This is a genomic window from Mesorhizobium sp. M0016 (assembly GCF_040324035.1).
GTDB lineage: Bacteria > Pseudomonadota > Alphaproteobacteria > Rhizobiales > Rhizobiaceae > Mesorhizobium.
In genome coordinates this window covers 205,945-226,311 of the sequence record NZ_JAMYVM010000001.1, presented here as the reverse complement: position 1 = coordinate 226,311, position 20,367 = coordinate 205,945, and the positions used below count along the sequence as shown (strand labels likewise).

General features: G+C 59.6%; 20 protein-coding genes and 1 pseudogene. 13 read left to right on the top strand and 8 right to left on the bottom strand.

Going from position 1 to position 20,367, the window contains the following annotated elements; genetic code table 11:
• Window positions 1-98: 98 nt before the first annotated feature.
• From NKJ88_RS01180 to NKJ88_RS01145, 8 genes are all read left to right on the top strand, one after another.
• On the top strand, window positions 99-836 hold the full coding sequence (locus tag NKJ88_RS01180; RefSeq protein WP_352443537.1) for an SDR family oxidoreductase: 738 nt from the start codon (window positions 99-101) through the stop codon (window positions 834-836).
• Window positions 805-1,383, top strand: a complete 579-nt coding sequence (locus NKJ88_RS01175; protein ID WP_352443396.1) for a gluconokinase — start codon at window positions 805-807, stop codon at window positions 1,381-1,383. The genes NKJ88_RS01180 and NKJ88_RS01175 overlap by 32 nt, the downstream gene beginning before the upstream one ends.
• Entirely contained in the window at window positions 1,380-2,264 is an 885-nt protein-coding gene (locus NKJ88_RS01170; RefSeq protein WP_352443395.1) for an NAD(P)-dependent oxidoreductase, read from the top strand. Before NKJ88_RS01175 ends, NKJ88_RS01170 begins: the two co-directional genes overlap by 4 nt.
• A 79-nt stretch (window positions 2,265-2,343) precedes the next feature.
• Window positions 2,344-3,840 (top strand): sugar ABC transporter ATP-binding protein, encoded by a 1,497-nt coding sequence (locus NKJ88_RS01165; protein WP_352443394.1) that lies wholly within the window; start codon window positions 2,344-2,346, stop codon window positions 3,838-3,840.
• A gap of 19 nt (window positions 3,841-3,859) precedes the next feature.
• Window positions 3,860-4,927, top strand: a complete 1,068-nt coding sequence (locus NKJ88_RS01160; RefSeq protein WP_352443393.1) for an ABC transporter permease — start codon at window positions 3,860-3,862, stop codon at window positions 4,925-4,927.
• 25 nt (window positions 4,928-4,952) lie between these two features.
• Window positions 4,953-5,888, top strand: a complete 936-nt coding sequence (locus NKJ88_RS01155) for an SMP-30/gluconolactonase/LRE family protein (protein WP_352443392.1) — start codon at window positions 4,953-4,955, stop codon at window positions 5,886-5,888.
• Between the two features lie 73 nt (window positions 5,889-5,961).
• On the top strand, window positions 5,962-7,077 hold the full coding sequence (locus NKJ88_RS01150) for an ABC transporter substrate-binding protein (protein WP_352443391.1): 1,116 nt from the start codon (window positions 5,962-5,964) through the stop codon (window positions 7,075-7,077).
• 131 nt (window positions 7,078-7,208) lie between these two features.
• On the top strand, window positions 7,209-7,544 hold the full coding sequence (locus tag NKJ88_RS01145; RefSeq protein WP_352443390.1) for a hypothetical protein: 336 nt from the start codon (window positions 7,209-7,211) through the stop codon (window positions 7,542-7,544).
• A gap of 251 nt (window positions 7,545-7,795) precedes the next feature.
• Here NKJ88_RS01145 and NKJ88_RS01140 read toward each other — a convergent pair whose 3' ends face one another.
• Entirely contained in the window at window positions 7,796-8,206 is a 411-nt protein-coding gene (locus tag NKJ88_RS01140; protein ID WP_352443389.1) for an ATP-dependent DNA ligase, read from the bottom strand.
• 125 nt (window positions 8,207-8,331) lie between these two features.
• Here NKJ88_RS01140 and NKJ88_RS01135 point away from each other — a divergent pair, with 125 nt between their 5' ends.
• Window positions 8,332-8,520, top strand: a complete 189-nt coding sequence (locus NKJ88_RS01135; protein ID WP_023823908.1) for a DUF3606 domain-containing protein — start codon at window positions 8,332-8,334, stop codon at window positions 8,518-8,520.
• 5 nt (window positions 8,521-8,525) lie between these two features.
• Here the strand turns inward: NKJ88_RS01135 and NKJ88_RS01130 are convergent, their stop codons facing one another.
• Window positions 8,526-8,675: a hypothetical protein gene (locus tag NKJ88_RS01130; RefSeq protein ID WP_352443388.1), complete on the bottom strand. Its 150-nt coding sequence runs from the start codon at window positions 8,673-8,675 to the stop codon at window positions 8,526-8,528.
• A gap of 157 nt (window positions 8,676-8,832) precedes the next feature.
• On the opposite strand from NKJ88_RS01130, the gene NKJ88_RS01125 reads away from it, so the two are divergent.
• On the top strand, window positions 8,833-9,642 hold the full coding sequence (locus NKJ88_RS01125; RefSeq protein ID WP_352443545.1) for a hypothetical protein: 810 nt from the start codon (window positions 8,833-8,835) through the stop codon (window positions 9,640-9,642).
• Between the two features lie 108 nt (window positions 9,643-9,750).
• On the opposite strand, the pseudogene NKJ88_RS01120 reads toward NKJ88_RS01125, so the two are convergent.
• The 3 genes and pseudogenes from NKJ88_RS01120 to NKJ88_RS01110 all read right to left on the bottom strand — a co-directional run.
• Window positions 9,751-9,948 (bottom strand): annotated as a pseudogene (locus tag NKJ88_RS01120) (PAS domain S-box protein); the annotation flags it as partial.
• A gap of 56 nt (window positions 9,949-10,004) precedes the next feature.
• Window positions 10,005-10,790, bottom strand: coding sequence for a hypothetical protein (locus NKJ88_RS01115; RefSeq protein ID WP_352443387.1), 786 nt, complete (start codon window positions 10,788-10,790; stop codon window positions 10,005-10,007).
• A gap of 12 nt (window positions 10,791-10,802) precedes the next feature.
• Complete coding sequence (locus NKJ88_RS01110) at window positions 10,803-12,752, bottom strand: CHASE2 domain-containing protein (protein WP_352443386.1); 1,950 nt, start codon at window positions 12,750-12,752, stop codon at window positions 10,803-10,805.
• Between the two features lie 232 nt (window positions 12,753-12,984).
• On the opposite strand from NKJ88_RS01110, the gene NKJ88_RS01105 reads away from it, so the two are divergent.
• A complete protein-coding gene (locus NKJ88_RS01105) occupies window positions 12,985-14,655 on the top strand; it encodes a caspase family protein (protein ID WP_352443385.1) in 1,671 nt (556 codons plus the stop codon).
• A 480-nt stretch (window positions 14,656-15,135) separates the two neighbouring features.
• Here NKJ88_RS01105 and NKJ88_RS01100 read toward each other — a convergent pair whose 3' ends face one another.
• On the bottom strand, window positions 15,136-16,767 hold the full coding sequence (locus NKJ88_RS01100; RefSeq protein WP_352443384.1) for a tetratricopeptide repeat protein: 1,632 nt from the start codon (window positions 16,765-16,767) through the stop codon (window positions 15,136-15,138).
• Between the two features lie 492 nt (window positions 16,768-17,259).
• Here NKJ88_RS01100 and NKJ88_RS01095 point away from each other — a divergent pair, with 492 nt between their 5' ends.
• Both NKJ88_RS01095 and NKJ88_RS01090 read left to right on the top strand, forming a co-directional pair.
• Window positions 17,260-17,991, top strand: coding sequence for a 3-deoxy-manno-octulosonate cytidylyltransferase (locus NKJ88_RS01095; RefSeq protein WP_352443383.1), 732 nt, complete (start codon window positions 17,260-17,262; stop codon window positions 17,989-17,991).
• 5 nt (window positions 17,992-17,996) lie between these two features.
• Window positions 17,997-18,701, top strand: a complete 705-nt coding sequence (locus NKJ88_RS01090) for a hypothetical protein (RefSeq protein ID WP_352443382.1) — start codon at window positions 17,997-17,999, stop codon at window positions 18,699-18,701.
• Window positions 18,702-18,783: 82 nt separating this feature from the next.
• On the opposite strand, the gene NKJ88_RS01085 is transcribed toward NKJ88_RS01090, so the two are convergent.
• Together NKJ88_RS01085 and NKJ88_RS01080 are read right to left on the bottom strand one after the other, a co-directional pair.
• Entirely contained in the window at window positions 18,784-19,542 is a 759-nt protein-coding gene (locus tag NKJ88_RS01085; protein ID WP_352443381.1) for a glycosyltransferase family 25 protein, read from the bottom strand.
• Window positions 19,526-20,140 (bottom strand): CatB-related O-acetyltransferase, encoded by a 615-nt coding sequence (locus tag NKJ88_RS01080; protein ID WP_023753821.1) that lies wholly within the window; start codon window positions 20,138-20,140, stop codon window positions 19,526-19,528. Before NKJ88_RS01080 ends, NKJ88_RS01085 begins: the two co-directional genes overlap by 17 nt.
• Window positions 20,141-20,367 lie beyond the last annotated feature (227 nt).

Below are 20,367 nucleotides of genomic sequence, written 5' to 3'. Positions count from 1 at the left end.
AATATGGACTGGCGGCAGGTACGTTGGAAATCGTGGCCGCTCCAGGAAACATTGCTCAGGAGGAGCGTTTGGGCAGTTCGTTGTTCGATTTGGCCGGCATGCGGGCGCTGGTCACGGGTTCGGGGCAAGGGATCGGCCTTGCCTTGGCGGAGGGGCTGGCGCAGCACGGCGCCGAAATCGTCCTCAACGGCCGCAGCGCCGAAAAGATCAAAACTGCCGCGGATGCGCTGGCGGCCAAGGGGTACAAGGTCCATAGCGCCGTCTTCGACGTCACCGATCATGCGGCGGTGGCGAATGGCGTTGCCGAGACCGAGACGACGATCGGCGCCATCGACATCCTCATCAACAATGCCGGCATGCAGTTCCGCGCGGCGCTCGAGGATTTTCCCGCCGACAAATGGGACGAGTTGCTGCGCACCAACATCTCCAGCGTCTTCTTCGTCGGGCAAGCGGTGGCGCGGCACATGATCCCGCGCAAGCGTGGCAAGATCATCAACATCGCCTCGGTGCAGAGCGAGCTGGCACGGAGCAACATAGCGCCCTATACGGCCACGAAAGGCGCGGTGCGCAACCTGACGCGCGGCATGTGCGCCGACTGGGCCAAGCATGGCTTGCAGGTCAATTCCATCGCGCCGGGCTACTTCAAGACACCGCTCAACCAGGCGTTGGTCGACAATCCCGAATTTTCGGCGTGGCTGACCAACCGCACACCGGCGGGTCGTTGGGGCGATGTCGGCGAACTGGTCGGCGCGGCGATCTTTCTGGCGGGACCGGCCTCATCCTTTGTCAATGGACAAACGCTCTATGTCGACGGTGGCATCACGACCTGCCTTTGAACCCGCGCTCATCGTCGTGATGGGTGTCAGCGGCTGCGGCAAGACCAAAGTTGGCGTCGAGATCGCCGCGCGGCTTGGCCTTGCCTTCGTTGAAGGCGATACGCTGCATCCGCGCAGCAATGTCGAAAAGATGTCGGCGGGCATACCGCTTGCCGACTGCGATCGATTGCCTTGGCTGGATCTGGTCGGCGCAGCCTTGCGCCAGGCGCGTGAGGAGGGTCGCGGGCTAGTCGTCAGCTGTTCCGCGTTGAAGAAACCCCATCGCGATAGGCTTCGCGATGCGGCGGGCGAGTCGCTGGTTTTCGTATTCCTGGAGGGGTCGCATTCGCTGCTGCAAGCCAGGCTAGCCGCGCGCCGCGGCCACTTCTTTCCACCGGCGCTGCTCGACAGCCAGTTCGCCACACTGGAGCATCCAGGCGACGAGCCGCTGGTGGTCACGGTGGACATCGACGCGCCTGTCGACACGATTGCCGATAGAGTGTTGCAGGGCCTGGGTGCACTTTGGGTCGACCCTGCCGGGATCAAGGAAAAAGGCACGTTGAAATGACGCAACCAACAAAAGTCGCCGTTGTCGGCGCCGGCATCATGGGAACGGCGATCGCCACCCGCCTGATCGAGGTCAAGCAGGCGGTCACTGTGTTCGATCTGGACAAGGCCAAGGTCGCCGCCCTGACCTCGAAGGGTGCGGCTGGCGCGGCGTCGGTCGCCGAGGCAGTGCGGGCGAGCGACTTCGTCATCCTCAGTCTCAACCACGCCGATATAGTGCGTTCGGTGGTATTCGGCGATGCCGGTGTCGCGGCTGCTGCGTCGCTGGAAAAGCTTTTGATCGACATGTCGTCGATCGACCCGGCTGACACTGCGCAAATGGCCAAGAAGCTCGCGGCCGAGACCGGCATGAAATGGCTCGACTGCCCGCTTTCGGGCGGCGTTCCCGGTGCGCTGGCTGGCCGGCTGACCGTCATGGCCGGCGGCGAGGCGGCAGACTTCGAACAGGCGCGCTCGGTGATGCAGCATCTCTGCGCCAACTACACGCTGATGGGCCCGAGCGGGGCAGGGCAGACCACCAAACTGATCAATCAGCTGTTCTGCGCGGTGCTGTTCCAGGCCGTCGCAGAGGCGGTGAAACTTGCCGAGGCCGGCGGTGTCGATCCGAAGGCCATCCCGGCGGCGCTCAAGGGCGGACGCGCCGATTCCAGTATCATGCAGGAGTTCATGGCAAAGTTTGCCGCCCGCGATTATTCAGCCACCGGCCGCATCGACAACATGCTCAAGGACCTGGATTCGCTGCAGGCCTTTGCGTTGAAGACCAGGACGCCGATGCCGATGACCGGGCAGGTGGTTGAGATCCACCGCTTGCTCTGCGCCGCCGGCCTCGGACCCAGGGATTCGGCCGAAATGATGCGCCTGCTCGACGGCAAGACCAGCTAAGCGGCTAGGCCTGATTTTGTCGCTTGACGCTCAGAAATGTTATCGATAACATCATTTGGCGATCTTGGGAGGAACGCTTGTGTCTGAGGAAAAATTGATCGAGTTCAAGTCGATTACCAAGGAGTTCGGCGGCACCCGCGCGCTCTCCGACGTGTCGCTCGATCTGCACAAGGGCGAGATCCTGGCACTGCTCGGCGAGAACGGCGCCGGCAAGTCGACGCTGATCAAGACGCTTGCCGGCATCTACCGTCCCGATGGCGGCAGCATCTTGTTTCGTGGCGAGCCCTATCACCACCGCCCGCCACGGCCGAACCAGCGTCAGTCGGTCGCCTTCATTCATCAGGATCTCGGCCTGATCGAATGGATGACGGTCGGTGAAAATGTCGGCCTGGCGCAGGGATTTTCGCTGCGCTCCGGTCTCATCGACTGGCACTCCACCGAAAACCGGGCCCACGAGGCGTTGAAGCTGGTCGGCTGCGATTTCGATCCGACGACGCGCGTCCAGGATCTGACGCGCACCGAAAAATCGCTGGTCGCCATCGCTCGCGCTTTGGCCACCGAGGCCGATGTGCTCGTGCTCGACGAGCCGACAGCCAGTCTCCCGGCCGACGAGGTCGATCGCCTGTTCGACGCCATCCGTCCGCTCAAGCAGCGTGGCGTCGGCATGATCTATGTCTCACATCGCCTCGATGAAATTTTCCGCATCGCCGACCGCGTCGCCGTGCTGCGCGACGGCAGACTGGTCGGCCAGAAGAAGGTCGCCGAGACCAAGCCGGACGAGCTGGTCGAGATGATCGTCGGCCGTCCGGTAAGCCAGGTTTTCACCAAGGCTGAGACGCAGGCCGGCGAGACGGTGTGCGCTGTTCGCGACCTGGTCTGCGCCGGCGCAGGTCCGGTGTCGTTCGACGTGCGCAAGGGAGAGCTGCTCGGTCTGGTCGGATTGCGCGGCGCCGGACAGGAACTGGTCGGCCGCACGCTGTTCGGCTGCCAGGCCTTTTCGGGCTCGGTGACGATCAATGGCGCTACGCCCGACCTGTCGAGCCCGATCGCGGCGATGGCGGCCGGCGTTGGGCTCATCGCTCGCGATCGGACCGAGGAGTCCATTGCGGCCTCCTTGTCGATCCGCGAAAACAGTTTTCTCAATCCCGGCGCCGGCAAGCGCGGCCTGTTCTCGTTCCTGGCGCCTCACAAGGAGGCTGCGCTAGCGCAAGTGATCGGCGGCTCGGTCGGGTTGCGCCCCAACGATCCGAACCTGCCGATCGAGGCGCTTTCCGGCGGCAACCAGCAAAAGGTGGTCGTCGGGCGCTGGCTCCACACCGGCCGCGCATTGCTGATCGCCGAAGATCCGACCGCCGGCGTCGATGTCGGCGCCAAGGCCGAGATCTACCGGCTGATCGGACGCGCGCTTGAAGCCGGCCTCGCCGTCGTCGTGGTTTCGACCGACTTCGAGGAGATCGCCCATATCTGCCACCGTGCCCTGGTGTTTTCGCGCGGCCATATCGTGCGCGAACTCACCGGCAGCGACCTGACCACATCCGCCGTGATCATTGCGGCATCGGCTTCCGAAGCCGCCTGATCTTTCTGGGAGCGAACTCATGCAATCGATCGAATCCAGCGCACTCGAACCAACCCGTGGCGAAATGGCGGGCTTGCCGTTGGGGCAGAAGATCATCCGGCTGCTGCCGGTCTACGGGCTGGTGATCCTGACGGCGCTGCTGATCCTTTTGTTTTCGATCCTGCTGCCGAACACCTTTCCGACGCTGCTCAATTTGCGCTCGATCATCTCCGACAAGGCAATCATCGCGCTGCTGTCGCTGGCGGCGATGATCCCGATGGCGTCGGGTCGCATCGACCTCACCGTCGGCTACGGCATCGTGCTTTGGCACATCCTCGCCATCAGCCTGCAGACCATGTTCGGCGTTCCGTGGCCGCTGGCGGTGATCATCGTGCTGCTTCTCGGTGCTGCGACCGGCTTCCTCAACGGCCTGCTGGTGGAAGTCGCCCGCATCGACTCCTTCATCGCCACGCTCGGCACCGGCACCGTGCTCTATGCGCTCGCACTCTGGCACACTGGCGGCCGGCAAGTGGTCGGCGTGCTGCCCGACGGCTTCTACGCGCTCAACGGCACGATGGTGTTCGGCCTGCCGATTACCGGCCTCTATGTCCTGGCCATCGCCGTCGCGCTGTGGATCATCCTCGAATATCTGCCGATCGGCCGCTACGTCTATGCCATCGGCGCCAATCCGAAGGCGGCTGCGCTCAACGGCATTCCGGTGCGCCGCTTCGTCATTGGCGCCTTCATCTCGTCGGGCTTCCTGACGGCGCTGACAGGCGTGCTGCTGGCGTCCAAGCTGCGCATCGGCCAGGCCAGCGTCGGGCTGGAATATCTGCTGCCGGCACTCGTCGGCGCTTTTCTCGGCTCGACCACGATCAAGCCCGGGCGCGTCAATGTCTGGGGCACGATGACGGGCGTCATCATCCTGGCGGTCGGCATTTCCGGCATTCAGCAGTTCGGCGGCTCGTTCTTCGTCGAACCGCTGTTCAACGGCGTCACGCTGCTCGTCGCCATCGGCATTGCCGGCTACGCCCAGCGCAAGCGCGGCGCCGCGCACAGGGCCAGGACCAGGACCAGGACCAAGGCCGTAGCGCAGTCCTCGAAGTGACAAGTCGAGCCTAGGGGATCACGACATGAGCGACTACGAAATTCTGGACGATCGCTTCCGAAAGCTGACGATCGGGCATGCCAAGCTCGAACGGCTGTGGACCGGCAGCCGCTGGGCCGAAGGGCCGGTCTATGTTCCCTCGGCAAGGCATTTGCTGTGGTCCGACATCCCCAACGACCGGTTATTGCGCTACGACGAAAGCGACGGCTCGGTCAGCGTCTTCGAAACCCCTTGTAACAACCAGAACGGCCACACGCTTGATGGCGAAGGCCGCGTCGTAGCCTGCGAGCATCGCGGCCGGCGCGTCTCCCGGCTCGAACATGACGGGCGCTGGCAGCCGCTGGTCGAAGCCATCGACGGCAAGCGGTTCAATTCGCCAAACGATGTGGTGATCAAATCCGATGGGACGATCTGGTTCACCGACCCGGTCTACGGCATCGAAAGCCACTACGAGGGCGAGATCGCCAAAGCGGAGATCGGCGGCTCCCATGTCTACCGGTTTGATGAGCTTTCGGGTGAGGTGAGCGCCGTTATCACCGATATGGTGCAGCCGAACGGCCTGGCATTCGCGCCTGACGAGATGACCCTCTATGTCTCCGACAGTGGCGCCAGCCACGTGCCCGGCCTGCCGCGCGCAATCAAGGCCTATCACCTTGCCGCCGATGGCCGGTCGGCGCGCGCAGGCGGCATCTTCGCCGAGTGTGGGGCAGGCCTCTTCGATGGCTTCCGCGTCGATCGCGACGGCAACATCTGGGCCTCCAGCGCCGACTCGGTGCGCGTCCATGCACCGGACGGAACCCTGATCGGCCGTATCCTGGTTCCCGAGCTCGTTTCCAATGTCTGTTTCGGCGGCCCCAAGCGCAACCGCCTCTACATCACCGCGCAGACATCCCTCTACGCCATCTACGTCAACGCACATCCGGCTGGCGTTGGTCCGGTGGCGGGTGACATCAGCCGGTGAAATGCCGCAACTCCATTCGAAAACCGAGTTTTGAAAGACCATGCAGTTTCTTGAAACCAAGGGAGGTACCAACATGCAACGCAGAACATTCCTGAAATCATCCGTCGCCTTGATGGCGATCGCGATCGCTGCTCCGGCCCTGTTGGCGGGCCAGGCTCGGGCGGACGCGATGGCCGACGCGATCGCGGTCGTCCGGAAATATGCACAGAAAGTGACGACCTGGGATGGCCCGACCACCGGTCCTAAGGCGCAGCAAGGCAAGACGATCGTCGTGCTCGCCGGCGACCTCAAGAACGGCGGCATTCTCGGCGTTACCAACGGCGTCGAGGAAGCGGCCAAGGCGATCGGCTGGGAGGTCAAGGTGATTGACGGCGCCGGCTCGATCGGCGGCCGCACCGCTGCCTTCGGCCAGGCCATGGCGTTGAAGCCGAATGGCATCGTCATAAACGGTTTTGACGCGGTCGAACAGGCGCCGGCGCTGGAACAGGCCGAGGCCGCAGGTATCCCGTTGGTCTCCTGGCATGCCGGACCGGTGATCGGGCCCGACGAGAAAAGCGGCGTGTTCGCAAACGTGTCGACCGACGCCATGCAAGTCTCCACGGCGGCGGCCGACTGGGCCTATGCCGATGCCAAGGGCAAGCCCGGCGTGGTTATCTTCACCGATTCGACCTACGCCATCGCCATCGCCAAAGCCGACAAGATGAAGGCGGAGATCGAGCGGTTGGGCGGCAAGGTGCTCGAATATGTCGACACGCCGATCGCCGAGACCTCTCAGCGCATGCCGCAGCTGACCACTTCGCTGCTGCAGAAGTACGGCGATGCCTGGACGCATTCACTGGCGATCAACGATCTTTATTTCGACTTCATGGGACCCTCGCTAGCCGCCGCCGGCAAAGCCGGGACCGACGCGCCGATCAATGTCGCTGCCGGCGATGGTTCGGAATCGGCCTATCAGCGCATTCGCGCCAGCCAGTTCCAGAAGGTGACGGTCGCCGAACCGCTCAACTTGCAGGGCTGGCAGTTGGTCGACGAGCTGAACCGCGCCATCGCCGGTGAAAAATGGTCGGGCTATCTGTCGCCGCTGCATGTCGTGACCGCAGACAATGTCGAGTTCGACGGCGGCCCGACAAATGCGTTCGACCCCGGCAATGGCTACCGCGACGCATACAAGAAGATCTGGGGTAAATAGGAGCCAGGCGATGCGGGCGTAACACGCGATGCGCCCGCATCGCATTCGTACCCCAAATCCACGAATTGCACCGCGCCTGCCCTTGCCGGCCGGCGGCCATCCCAGGCGCAGAAAATCAGGAAAGACTCGCCATGATCATTCGGTACGCCCTGTTCGAAGGCGAAATCCAACCCGGACGCGAGAGCGAATTCCGGCGCTTCGTCAGGGAAAGGCTAGTGCCGCTGTGGACACAATTTCCTGGGGCGGAAGAGGTGCGCGTTCTGGATGGCACCGAGCGGGACGACGGCGCCCCCGTCTATGCCATGGTGCTTGCCATTCGCTATCCCGACATGGACACCTGCAGCCGGGCGCTTCAATCCGATGTCAGATTTCAAAGCCGCGAGTTGACCGGAGAGCTGCTCGAGATGTTCACCGGCCGCGTTCATCACCATGTTTTCGAGGCTAACGAGTATCCAACCGCTCGATAGGATGATCCAAAAGGCTTCACACGACAAGCGCCGCCGCACGTCCGAAACTAGACACCAACGGCATCTCAGACGGTTCACCCGTCGGTGTTCGTTTTGCAACAGCTCGATCGTGCCAAGGTCCGCCACGCCAGCACCTGCTCCTCGCGCATCCATGCTAGCGAGCGATGCTAGACTTTCCAGACGCTTGGCGATCGAGATGAACCCGAGTATCGGTTTTGGTTTGACCTGTTTGTGAAGCTCGTAAAGTCGGATCACGTGTTTTGGGCGTAGAGCTCGGTTACAGCTCTCGCGTAACGGTGGTGGACAGGACGTTCGCGCAGTTTAAGGTAAAGCAGATCAAAGGCAACAAAATACAAGTCGTGCTGCCGGCGGGTGATAGCTCTGCGCAGCGCTGTGAAGTCCGAAAGGCCCTTGTCGTTCAGAACGACGATCTCGCCGTCGACGATGGCGCTTTCGGCACCAAGGCGCTTGGCCTCTCTCACCAGGTCGCCATATTTCGCCGTCCAGTCGTGGCCGTTGCGCGTATAAATGCGTGTGCCGTCTTCATCGATGGCCATCTGCGATCGGTAGCCGTCGAACTTGACCTCGTGGGTCCAGCCTTCACCCTCGGGAGGCTTCTCCACAAGGGTCGGCATCAACGGCTCGATGAACTTCAAACGCATGCACTGACCCACCCTCCGGCGATTCAATAAGATTAAGCTAAAATAGTTCCGAAACCGGAAATCAGCCTTTTGGTGCAACAAACACGTCAACTCGGCGTTGCGGGATGAGCGAAGGAGGAATCGATATGGCCGACGACAAGAGCAAGCGGGATTTTCGCGATCGGGACCGTGTCTCAGCCGACGAGGATTATGAAGTTGAATATTTCGCAACAAAGACCGGCATCACACCCCAGCAGGTCAAAGAGCTGATTGCGAAGCACGGCAACCAACGCGAGACGCTGGAGCGGGAAGCCAAGGCGCTGCGGAAACAATGACCAGGCTATCGGATCTCGGCAGACCACTGGTCGGGCACCGACATGAAGGCCCGCCCGCGAGCGAACTCGCGCATTTCATCCCTTGCCCTGTTTGCGGCCAGCAGATCGACATGCGCGATTTTCGCCAGGTCGCTTATCGTGCTGATCCGGAGCACGAGCCTCTCGAACGGGACGCGTAGGACCTTCGTGGGGGTAGCCCGCGCCTGCTCCCTCATCCCTTGTTGCACAGATCTGGGACACAGTCTTGCCGAGGGTTTGACCGCGTCAGCAACTCGCTGATAGCCTTACCTGTCAGTATTGGTTGAGGGAGGCATGAAACGCTGCATTCTCCTGTTTGCGGCCGTGACGCAGTCGCTTTTTGCAAGTGCCGCGCTGGCCGACAAGCATCCCGCCGGCTTCAAGAACCATAGGCTGAATGGCCCGTCGAAACCGGTGACGAAGGACGGCGTCACCACCTTCCAGATATTCGACCGGAAATGCAGCAGCGTGGATTACGGTGACGGTCGAGGTGAAAACGACTGCCACAACGGCAACATACGCGCCACGCTGATAGGTCCCGAGAGCAAAACGGGCGAGAGCGTCGAGTATCGCTTCGGCCTGTGGGTCGATCCAGCGTTCAACTACCCCGGCTTTTACAATGACCACGCGATCGGCTTCCTGCCGGGCGCCTTGGACAGCCGCCTGCGTATTGCCAGTTGGGAGGGGCCGTTCATCCATAACTTTCTTTATATGCTGAAGCTCGACTCAGCCAAGGGTGTGACCTTCCTCGGCAACGAATGCCAGTCGCCTGGGCGTTTCGGTTCCTGGGTGGCCTTTTCCATGAAGATCCGATGGGCAGCCGACAAGAATGGCTGGATCAAGGTCGCTTGCGACGACAAGGTGATCTATTCGGCCGAGAATCTAGCCACCAACCAGGCACCGCATTGCTACATCACCAATCAGTGCGAACCCGGCGTAGCCAAGAATCCGATGCGGTTTACCTTCATCGTTGGCCCGGTGATGGCGGGCTTCGGGCCAGAGTGGAAGAAATACGGGCTCGTCTCCCAGTTCACTGCGATTCAGCCCGAGGGCATCACCGTCAAGCTGCGCAACCTTTCGGCGAGGAAAGGTGCCAAGCCGTAAACCGGTAAATTTTCGGCGACCTATCGGGCGCGAGCAGAGCGATGCGGGTGAAGCTTGGAATGGGGCGGCCACCCCTCGGGTGCAAGCTCCCGGTCTTCGCTTTCGCTCGCTTATGTCAGCTACCGTCGCAAGCGCGCCACGCTGGCCGTCGTGTTCGAGCGGGTTCAACCCGACCTCCACCGGAATTGTCCTCCCGTTCTTGCGGCAGCCTTGCAAATCGCGACCCGCGCCCATCGGCCGGCTCTCCGGTCGACGCAGGAAGGCCATATGGAGTCCCGCGTGGCCGCGCCGCATCTCCTCGGGCAACAGGACTTCAATCGGCCACAGTTTGGCATTCGTGGCGTTGGCTCCTGGCTAATAACCTATTGCTTTTTTGTCACAAGCTGACGCACCAAGGCCAACGCTTGACGTTTACAACCGCTGCTCACCATCCATCCAAGAACTTCCAGCGAATTTTCAAGAACGGCGTTCTTTGGAAACCTTTTGATTTCGATCGACGCCGATGTCTTGCTGGTCTCGACGACAACAGATCTGACCTCGGGAGGAATAGGGTCTGGAAGAGAGTACGTCGGTTTGCCGGCGCTCCAGACTATGCCGTCGAGCGGCTCACTGCTGCCGATGCGAATCGAGAAAACCGCGCTCTGCCCTATGCCCGCGCGCGCCAGAACCATTTCACCATCGCGGATGCAGCCAGGAGCGGATTCTTCGATGGACACTGCCCAAGGGTCGTCGAGGCCGCTCGGCGTGGAATGGTCGGTAGTGGTGCGCGAACCGCCGATGGACTCTGTTCTCTTGCGCTCATTTGCCAAGAGGACGGCTATCAGGTCAAGTTTTGAAGGCCCTTCGTTCGCGTTGGGAGTCCCCTGTAAACTGCCGTACGCCAATGCATCCTCCGTAACCACGAAGGAACTTGGACCCGAAAGCGCGTTCACGCTGCCGTCTTCGCCGAGCAGAGTGACGACCGTACCGGCTGGAACGTTGATGACGTCGCTTGGCATAAAGAGCTTGCCTGGCGGCAGTTCATCCACCACCGGCTGAGTCGACAGGACCACGTACTGGCCGCCGGCTGCCGCAGGTTGCGCCGTCACAAGGACGGTCGTGCCGACGATCAGGGAGGCGATCTGCAAAGTCGAACGCCGGAGGCTCATGTCGCGATGACCTTATTTCCCGACGAGATGAATGTCTGCTCCGAACTCTCCGCTTGCAAGACGGTTATGGTGAAAAGCGATCAGGCCGTCTTGCGGGTAGTTTTTGACCAACAACTTAAATGCCGCTATCGCACGCGTGTCCCCTGCGGCAAGTAGGGCATACGCGTTCAAATACTCCTCGTAGAGTATCGTATTTTCTGGATGACGTGTCATTGCCTCGAAAGTTTCGATGCCTTGGTTCTTGCCCTTAAGGTGTAGAACTCCAGCAGGGCGCAACAGGAAGTGCGTCGTCTGCCTCGCCACTTCGGAGCTGATGCAGTTTTTGGTGCCGATGTACTTGTTCGCTCCCTCAAGCCGGGCTGCGGCATTTACAGTATCTCCAATAGCTGTGTAATTGAAGAACCGATTTCCCCCGAAGTTGCCGACGATTGCCGGCCCGCAATGAATACCTATGCGGGTGGATCCGAGTGAATGGCCCCGTCGTGCCGATTTCTCGCGCAGCCGCTGCGCGTGGTCCTGCACAGCAAGTGCCAGAGACACCGCCCGCTCCGCTTGGTCATTTTGTGCTGCCGGAGCCCCGAAGAAGCCGACCACCGCATCGCCGATGACCTTGTCGATGGTTGCACCATGCTCGACAAATAACTCGCAGAGCCCGTTCAGATATTCGTTCAATACATCTGCGAGCACCTCTGGCGCGAGTTGCTCGCTGAATGACGTAAATCCCTCGACATCCGTGAATACACAGGTGAGCTCACGCTTCTCACCACCGAGATGGAGAGCGTTTGGTTCCTTGACAATCGCTGCAACAACGGCCGGACTGACATATTTCGAGAACGCGTTCTGAATGAACTGGCGAGCCCTGGCGTCCCGTCTCCAAGCCAGGAAGCCAACGAACGCCGACAGGCCTACCACAAGCAATGCAGGGGCGACCATCGGAACGAGGATTGCGAACCGCGCGAACGCGCACGCCTCACTGATCCATACCAGCAGCACCGTACAAGCGACCGCGACAGGTTTGAAGACCACCGGGATCGGCCGCGAAACGATCCATAAGCAAAACAGCCCGACAAGAAGCATTGGCGCATAGCCCACTGCAGGGCAAGGGGTCGTTATCCGATTCCCGGACACGAGCCTGGCTAACGAATGGGCGTGGATCGCGACGCCAGGGAGGACACCGATTTTCGCCCCGCTCAACAACGCGAACGGTGTCGGATGTCGGTCTATTTGCTGTAGGTCTACACCGATAAGAACATATTTCCCCTCGAACCAGCTGAGCGGTGCCAGCGGAACGGCCTGTGCCGGATAGGTTGGAAAGCTGAAGGGCAGGCTGTTCCCCGTGCGGTAGTAGACCATCTCCTCCGGCGAGTGGCCGCCACCAACTCCGGTTGATGCTGCGATCACTGCAACAAAACTTGGCATCCAAGCGCCGCCGCCTTCTCGACCGGGAAAGGCCCCACGGACCACGCCGTCGAGATTGTCATGCAGCAATGCTGCAAGGCCCCGCTTTGCCGACGGAGCGAACGCGTTTAGATAGTCGGATTGTCTTTCGGTAAGGCCGTCAGTCCGCGAAGCCGAGGCGATCACCACAGGCACACGGGCGGTTTCAATGGCAGTTTCGAGGCGGGCATCCTTTTCCGGCTCTGTTGCCTGGTCGAACAGTAGGTCGATGCCGATGGCAAGAGGGCGGGCGGACTCGATCCGGGCCACCATGTCGGCCAAGAAGCCACGGTCCAGTGGCGAGCGGTATGGAAAATTCGCCAGGGTCTGTTCTGTAATTGAGACCACAACGATGTTGGTTGGAGCATGGGTGAAGGGCGAGATGGAGACCATCATCACGTCGTGAACGATATTTTCCAACGGCGGTGAAACGAGAGCAATCGAGAGACCCAGCAGAACCAGATAGGCGAGCGATGCGGCAATCCCACCTCGCTGCAGGCTGACGATCCGGCCAAGTGTCCGCACGCCGAAAATAGACCCCCAAACCAGTGGAAGCGCCGCTCCCTACCAGCATACCCGTTCACGCGCCTCAAGCAAACCATCGCCCGTTTACATGGGAATGCGACTCCAGCACCGAACCGGTGTCCACCAACAACCATCTCGCGGAGCAGAAGGTCACTCGTCCCCAACCGGGAGCATCAGCTCTTTTCGATCACATTAGCCTCTGCTACAGTTCCGTTGGGGAGGCGGTTCTGCCATGCGCAGCGCTTTCATTCTCTTGGTTTTATTGTTTGCCGCTTTTTCGGGACGGGCAGTCGCCGACAAACGCGTAGCTTTGGTGATTGGCAATTCGGCCTACCAGCATGCGGTGCAACTCGCCAATCCGAAGAACGATTCGTCCGACATGCATGCCAAGCTTGAAAGCCTTGGCTTCGAGGTCGTCAGCGGCCAGGAACTCGACCTCGCTGGAATGCGTCGCACGGTGCGCCAGTTCCTGGAAAAGCTCGACGGTGCCGATATGGCGCTGTTCTTCTATGCCGGGCACGGCCTGCAGGTGAATGGCATCAACTATATGGTGCCGGTGGACGCACAATTGTCCAGCTATAACGACCTCGACTTTGAGGCCCTTCCGATGGACCTCGTCCTTTCGGCGATGGACCGCAGCACGAAGGTTAACCTCGTCTTCCTCGATGCCTGTCGGGATAATCCGTTTGCGGAGAAGCTTTCCCGCTCGATGGGTACGCGCTCTGGTTCCTTAGGGCGTGGTCTTGCCCGACTTGGCAGCGGAGTCGGTTCGCTGATCGCGTTTGCAACGCAACCAGGTAACGTCGCGTTGGACGGAGCGGGCCGAAACTCTCCTTTCACGACTGCGCTGCTCGCGCACCTCGGCACACCTGGGCAGGATATCACGCGCGACCTCATCGATGTACGCCGCGACGTGCTGGCCGCCACGGATGGGAAGCAAGTGCCGTGGGAAAACTCCTCGCTCACGGGCGAAGTCGTTTTGAAGCCTCTCGCGACAACGGCCGAGCCGAAACAGGCGTCTGGTCCGCTTCCACAGTCTGCGCCGCCGGACAACGCGGTCGAGTTAGCGTATTGGGCAACCATCAAGGACTCAACCGACAAGAGCTTTTTCGAGGCGTATCTACAGCAGTTTCCGACGGGCGTCTTTGCGGCCATTGCCAAGCTAAAGATCGATGGTATCGACAAGCGTGTTGAGGCGGAACGGCAGGCTTCTACCAAACAGGTGGCGGAACAGCCGACTGCGGAGCGCACCGCTAAGGCAACGGACGATACCAAGGCGACGGAAATCACCAGCCTTGAACAACCCAATCCGCTGGCGCAGTCACCGGCAGGCTATATAAACTCTGGCGAACTTACGCTGGCCACTCAAGCGGAACTGGTTCGCCTGGGGTGCCTGGCCGGCGATGCGGATGGCAAATGGGGCTTAGGCAGCCGCAAAGCACTTGAAGAATATGCCGACCGGCAAGGTATCAAGCTTGCATCGTTGGAACCGACGGCGGGACTTCTGAAAAGCCTAAGGGCGATCGGAGCTCGTATCTGCCCGCTTGCTTGTGAAGATGGAATGGTTGTCCAGAGGGATCATTGTGTGCCCCAGACCAGCGGGCTAAGCGCCTTTAATGGCACATGGAAATTGGTCAGACGCGCCACAACGGACTGTGGCGATTGGCGAGAACTCTCAACATCCGTTTTCATAAGTGACGGCAGAATATCATCTGGCTCCGGGTTTACAGGAAGCGTCACTAGCAGTGGTTCTGTCAACATAAAACACACATTTGTATATAAAGGAAGAACAGGCGGGAACACGCTGACTGGCGTCATAAAGGGTGACAACGGGACCGGTAAATTTAAAGGTACCGGAGTTGGCAGCGGGTGTTCAGGAAAAATCATAATGGAGAGAATGTAGAAACGGAGCAGTCCATCGTCCGCATTCATGTTGGTGCTGATCGTGATTGGCATTTATATGTTCTAAATTTAGCTTAAATGACTGAGATAAGGCATAGCAGCCTGGCGGCGCTCGGGCCGGAACCCGTCGGTCCGCTATCGGGGCGAGCTCGGCGGATAGCCGCCATTCGGCAGACGACCTCTGAGCGGACGTTGAGGCGGGTTGCATGCATACGGATGACCCGGGGCTGCAGGGCAGAGATGCCCTGCACGAAGTCCTTGTCGAACCGTGGCAGTGCAGGTCCGCGATCTCGAGCATCCGCTAGGCCAGATGCTGCTCCAGTGCCCCATGCGGGTAAGCTCTGCCTCGCCATCACCCCTTCACTGAGCCCCAGAGTGACGGCCGGATTCGGCGCGCGCAATGGACGCGTGCGAGACGCTGTTCGATGCTGGCTCTTATGGCGCTGAGGAGGCTGCAACGTGGCGAGCGGATGCTTGCCACTTATTGCGATGCGCTCCGGCAGGCACATGATGCCATGATCGGCACCTCTGCATGCGCCAGAGCCTGATTCAACTGCTGTCGGACCTCGATGATTTCTACCGCGTCACCACGTCGGCTAAGGCATTCAAGCAGGCCGTGTAGGCTCCAGACGTTGCGTGGGTGTTGGCAAGGACGCGGCAACGTCGCATCAAGCCCAAGGTCGGCGCGATAGACAGCCTCAGCTTCGCCATATAGTCCGGCATCCATCAGCAATGCGCCAAGCGCGTGTCTCGTCGGCTGCATCCAACCCCATGGCTCATCATAGAGCAAATTGTCGTCGAGATCGACCGCACGCCGCAGGAAGTCCAGGCCTTCATGGACGCGACCGGACTTGTAGTGCAACTCCCCCAGCATCATCGCTTCGGCAACCTCGAGGATATCGGCGCATGGGTTGTTGAACAGCATGCGCTCGGGCTGCACTGCATCGCGCGCGGCCGCGAAAAGGCTAGCGCTTTCCTCTGCCTGGGGGATTTTACCGAGATTGGCCAGAGCTACGGTGCGGGCATAATGCAACAGGACGGTGCTGAACGAGTAGAGCTCAGCATCGTCAGGGAAGGCCTCTTCCAGGATGCAGGACCAGCGGCCAAAGCGGATAAGTACGTGCAACTTCATCGGCGCGAAGGCTTCAAACATCTCTGGCATGTAACGCACCACCGGCTCCGGCAGGTTTTCCGCCAGTGCCCTCGCGGCCTCGAAGGCATCCGAAGGGCGACCAAGAAACATGGCCCCGTAGATTTGAAAGTGAAGGTTGTGGATGCGGTAGACAGTGTAAAAGTTCTCACCGCCTGCATGAGCGAAATATGAACGATCCACCTGAGCCGCCTGCCGATTGCGCACCACGACTTTGTGGTAGTCGCCGCAAAGCACGTCAATATGCGTCGCCATATGCACAAGATGCCCAGAGTCTGGCACTAGGCGCACCAGCCGATCTGCATGCGGCAAGGCTTTTTCTGGCGTCGACGACATCTCCATCAGATGAATATAGAAATGCAACAACCCCGGATGTCCCCAGGCTGCTGGCTGGGTCGTGAAGGCGCGGTCCAAAGCCGCGCGCGCTTCCACCGTCGAGGTGCCAGCCGAAGGCTGCCCGGTCCGAGTATCCCACAGCGCCCAAGGCGTGCGGTTGATCAGTGCCTCGACGAAGATCGCGGTCACATCCAGATCGTCAGGGAACCTCTCGTACACTGTGCGCATCGCATCAGCGAAATCGTCATTCCAAGGGCCATAATCCGCAATCTCTGGATCAGTAGGGAAGCGCGATGTCAGCGCATCAAGCAAGGCGCGCTCGACTTCGATTGCAGACAGATCGCACGCTTCCGCGAGCAATACATGCGCCCGCGTCAAAGCGACAATACGCTCTTCAGGCCCGAAGGAGGTCCATAGCTTGTTGTAGTTTGGACCCAGACAGTGGGCAATTCCCCACCGCGCCATGACGTTCGAAGGCGCCACCTCGAGCGCGCGCTCGTAACAGGCAATGGCCTCTTCGTGGTTAAATCCGTATTGCCAGATCAGTCCCCGGTCGAACCACATCTGCGCCTCGGAAAGCGTGTTGTCCAGCCGGCGGGAGAAGGTGCCTAGATCGAAGTACGTCATCGTATCCAACTCCATGGCTGTCGGCGACTAGCCGCCCAAACTACATCAAACCCCCGAAGGAAGGGAGTTCGACTTCAGGATGCCGCCCGATGTCACCGTGCGATCTTCATCAAGAGCCGCGATAGGTGCGCCTATCCCAGCCCCGACGCCGTTTTCGGACCGGACCGACAACGATTTCCCCTTAACGAGGAGCGATGTGGATGGACATCTCTGTTTTGGCTTTGGGCGATAAGGCGGACTGAGACAGTTTACGCGATCAGCCTCAATATGCGATGTGAAACACGGATCGTAGTCTGAACTGGGGCCGGAAGCGGACAGTCCGGTTCCCGGATGAATGGGGTAGAAAGCTGACCTTCCGTTTTCGACGTCCGGGGGCAGCGCCTAGCACAAGAATTGAGGGTGTGATTTAAGGAGTGTTCTGACCGTCGAAGACGAGGGAATGAACGTTAATAAGAGGTCGAGTAGCGCGACAAGCTCGTTCTGGGGGAATCAATGAACGCCGCGATCGTGATTCCGGCTCGCTTTCAATCCGGCCGGTTGCCAGGCAAACCCATGATACAATTAGCTGGCGTCCCCATGATCGAGCGAACCTATCGGCGATGCGCGTTGGGCTTTCCTGCTGAACACATATATGTCGCGACCGATGACGAGCGCATTTACCGACATTGCGTGGGTGTGGGTATCCGCACGCTGATGACTTCTCCGGATTGCCCAACGGGCACCGACCGCGTTGCCGAAGTCGCCGACAGTGTCGCAGCAGACCTGTATATCAACGTCCAAGGGGACGAGCCGCTATTCAACCCTCGCGACATTCAACTGATTCTGGATGCCGCAGAGGCTAATCCGGGCGAAGTTCTGAACGGCGTTTGTCCCATAGATACTGAGGAAAGATTCCGCAGCCCTTCAATCCCTAAGGTCGTGATGCGCCCAGATGGACGTCTGCTCTACATGTCGAGGGCTGCCATCCCGACCAACAAGTCCTTTGAGTTCAAAAAGGCTTGGCGCCAGGTCTGCATCTATGCCTTTACGTCCGAAGCGTTGGGGGCATACCGCAGCGTCAAGGGAAAGACTGGTTTGGAAGAGATCGAGGACATCGAGATTTTGCGCTTCCTCGAATTGGGCTTCGATGTCCGTATGGTGCCGGTTTCCTCAGACTCTGTCGCAGTGGATACCCCTGCGGATGTAGCGACAGTCGAAGAAATTCTGCGACAGCGCGACAGGTAGACACTATGGCCAGCCTGTGGCGAATAATAAAGACGTTCAGCGCTTCGCTTGATTTGGACTTGCCAGCGATTGCAGGAGACGCCCTGGTGGTCGGCTCGGCACCTGGATCCCGCCCGCCTCGCGGAGCGTTAGATGGCTTCACGCTGATGACCGTCAATGCCTCTCAAGTCTTGACCGAAAGTTGGGGCTTCGGGGTCCCTGACTTCACTATAATTCGCCCTCAAATTCGAAATGACCGGCCTGAGGACATCAAAGCTCGTGAAGTGCTGGCCGACCGCTCGACAAAGACCGCTATCGTCCCGGATTGGAAAGAGGATCGCTCGGCTTTCGAAGGCATTCTGCGCGAGATGGGCTATGAATGGCAGGCACTGACTCTCCTTACTGAATGGCAAAGACAGCGCGTAATGTTCGAAACCGCGCACGCGACTTCAGCGCTCGAAGTCGGCAAGCTCAATATCTCGAACGGCATCCTTGGAGCTGGCTTGTCGTTGTTCTTGGGCGCGGACCGCGTGGTGATGGCCGGGGTCTCATTCTCAAAGGACGGACATGCCTACGACGACGCCCACATAACTAAGCGGCTGCACATCGACGATGATCGACGTATCTTGAACGCGCTGTCTAGGCGAACCGGCAAGGTCTTTGCGGCCGAACCCGCTTTAGCTGGCGAATGCGGCATCCCTTTGTGGCCAATGGTCTCCCCGGACCTGTAGCGGGACGCCGCGCAGATACTTGCAACTCGTGCCCTGTCGTAACGCTGATCGCGCCCAGCGTTTGAGCCGCAGCTAGAAGACACTATTTGGACCATTTGGCGGGCTCCCGCTCACCTTCCCAGCGCAAATCCACCTTTTCGGTTCCCCAAAAGGTGCCATTTCGACAATGGGCAAAAAATCGCAATAGCTCTCCGCGAATCTTGGTTGCCACACTTTTGGGGCGATGCGGCGCCGCCTGGATCAGTGTAATGACAGCTTTCTTTCCAACAAGCCTGTGGCTCTGAACACACATGGCCGGCACAAGTTGGTATATTTTGCTGATCGCGAAAGTCCATGAATTTGGGCTGAACAATGTGAGATCAATTGGTTCTTTCAGGTGCTTTAGCTGGTGGAGCAGTCTATGAGCCGTGCCCTTAGAAATGACATAACCGGCGGTCCCGAGATGTTCACCGACCAGCCGCCCTACCGCGTGACCGTTGCTGATTGAAACAATGCGCCCAAGCCTGACGCGGCCGAACATCGTCTCAAGCTTTACGACATCGGCGTCGCGCGGCACCCATTGGTCATTGAACAAAAGCTGTCCGCCATCATCTGTTAAAACCGCGTCGTCTTCAAAGATGGCAGCGTACTCATCCGCGCCGCCCGCGATGATCTGCCAGCATTTCCGATGACTAAGGAAGCACGCTATTTCTGGTTTAGTGAGATGGGGTAGAGCAGGAAACTTCACAGGATCGCTGCGCGCGTCGACCGCGGCTATGCGCTGAAACGAAACGCCAATCCTGGCGAACTCGGACGTAATATTGACCAGGCGGTCTGTTGACCGATCAAGGTTGATCACCATGCATTTCATCTACAATCACCCCCTCGAAACGCTTCACGAATTCCTCAGCAGGTAATTCGAATGCTGCCTTCTGTCGCTTGATGACCCCAACGGGCCAATCCCACCACCTAATATTACGCATAGCCTCTATCGTCTCATCCGAAAACCGGTAGCGGATTAATTTGGCAGGGTTCCCTCCTACGATGGCATATGGTGGGACGTCTTTGGTCACTACACCGCCGGCAGCAATAACAGCCCCATCGCCTATCGTAACCCCTGCAAGAATAATAGCCCTTGTTCCGATCCAGACATCATTGCCGACAATGATCGGTCCCTTAGTCCGCAAGTACTCGTACAGTGACTTCGTTTTCCCAATCCGATCTTGGATACCGAAGGTCGACGCTGTTTCTGTCGGGTGGTTTGCCTGGCAGACAAAGAGCACCTCAGGCGCGATCGAACAAAAGGCGCCGATTTCGACCGGCGACTGCTCGGTACAATGGAGAAAGGAAGTAGGGCGCAGATTGCTATGAGATTGTGAACCAACGGTTACGTGTCTCGGCCATGTTTGTCGCGCTTTCAGGAGGCCAAGCTTGCGAAGCCAGTCAGTTGCTTTGGACATGTGCCATCCTCCTTGTCGACAACTCCTTTAGTGTTTTCCTTCAGGCACGAACAAGGCTATTTTTCCAGGCACCCTGCCCGTCGGGTCATCGTTCTATGGCATCGCCCATTTAAGGGTGGGAAATTTTCAGCTTAATGACGATGCGAAAGGTCGCCAGTGTCACGCCTTTTATGAGGTGGCGCCGCCGGGATCGTCCGGATTGTCCGACCAAAGCCCTTCCGCTTCAA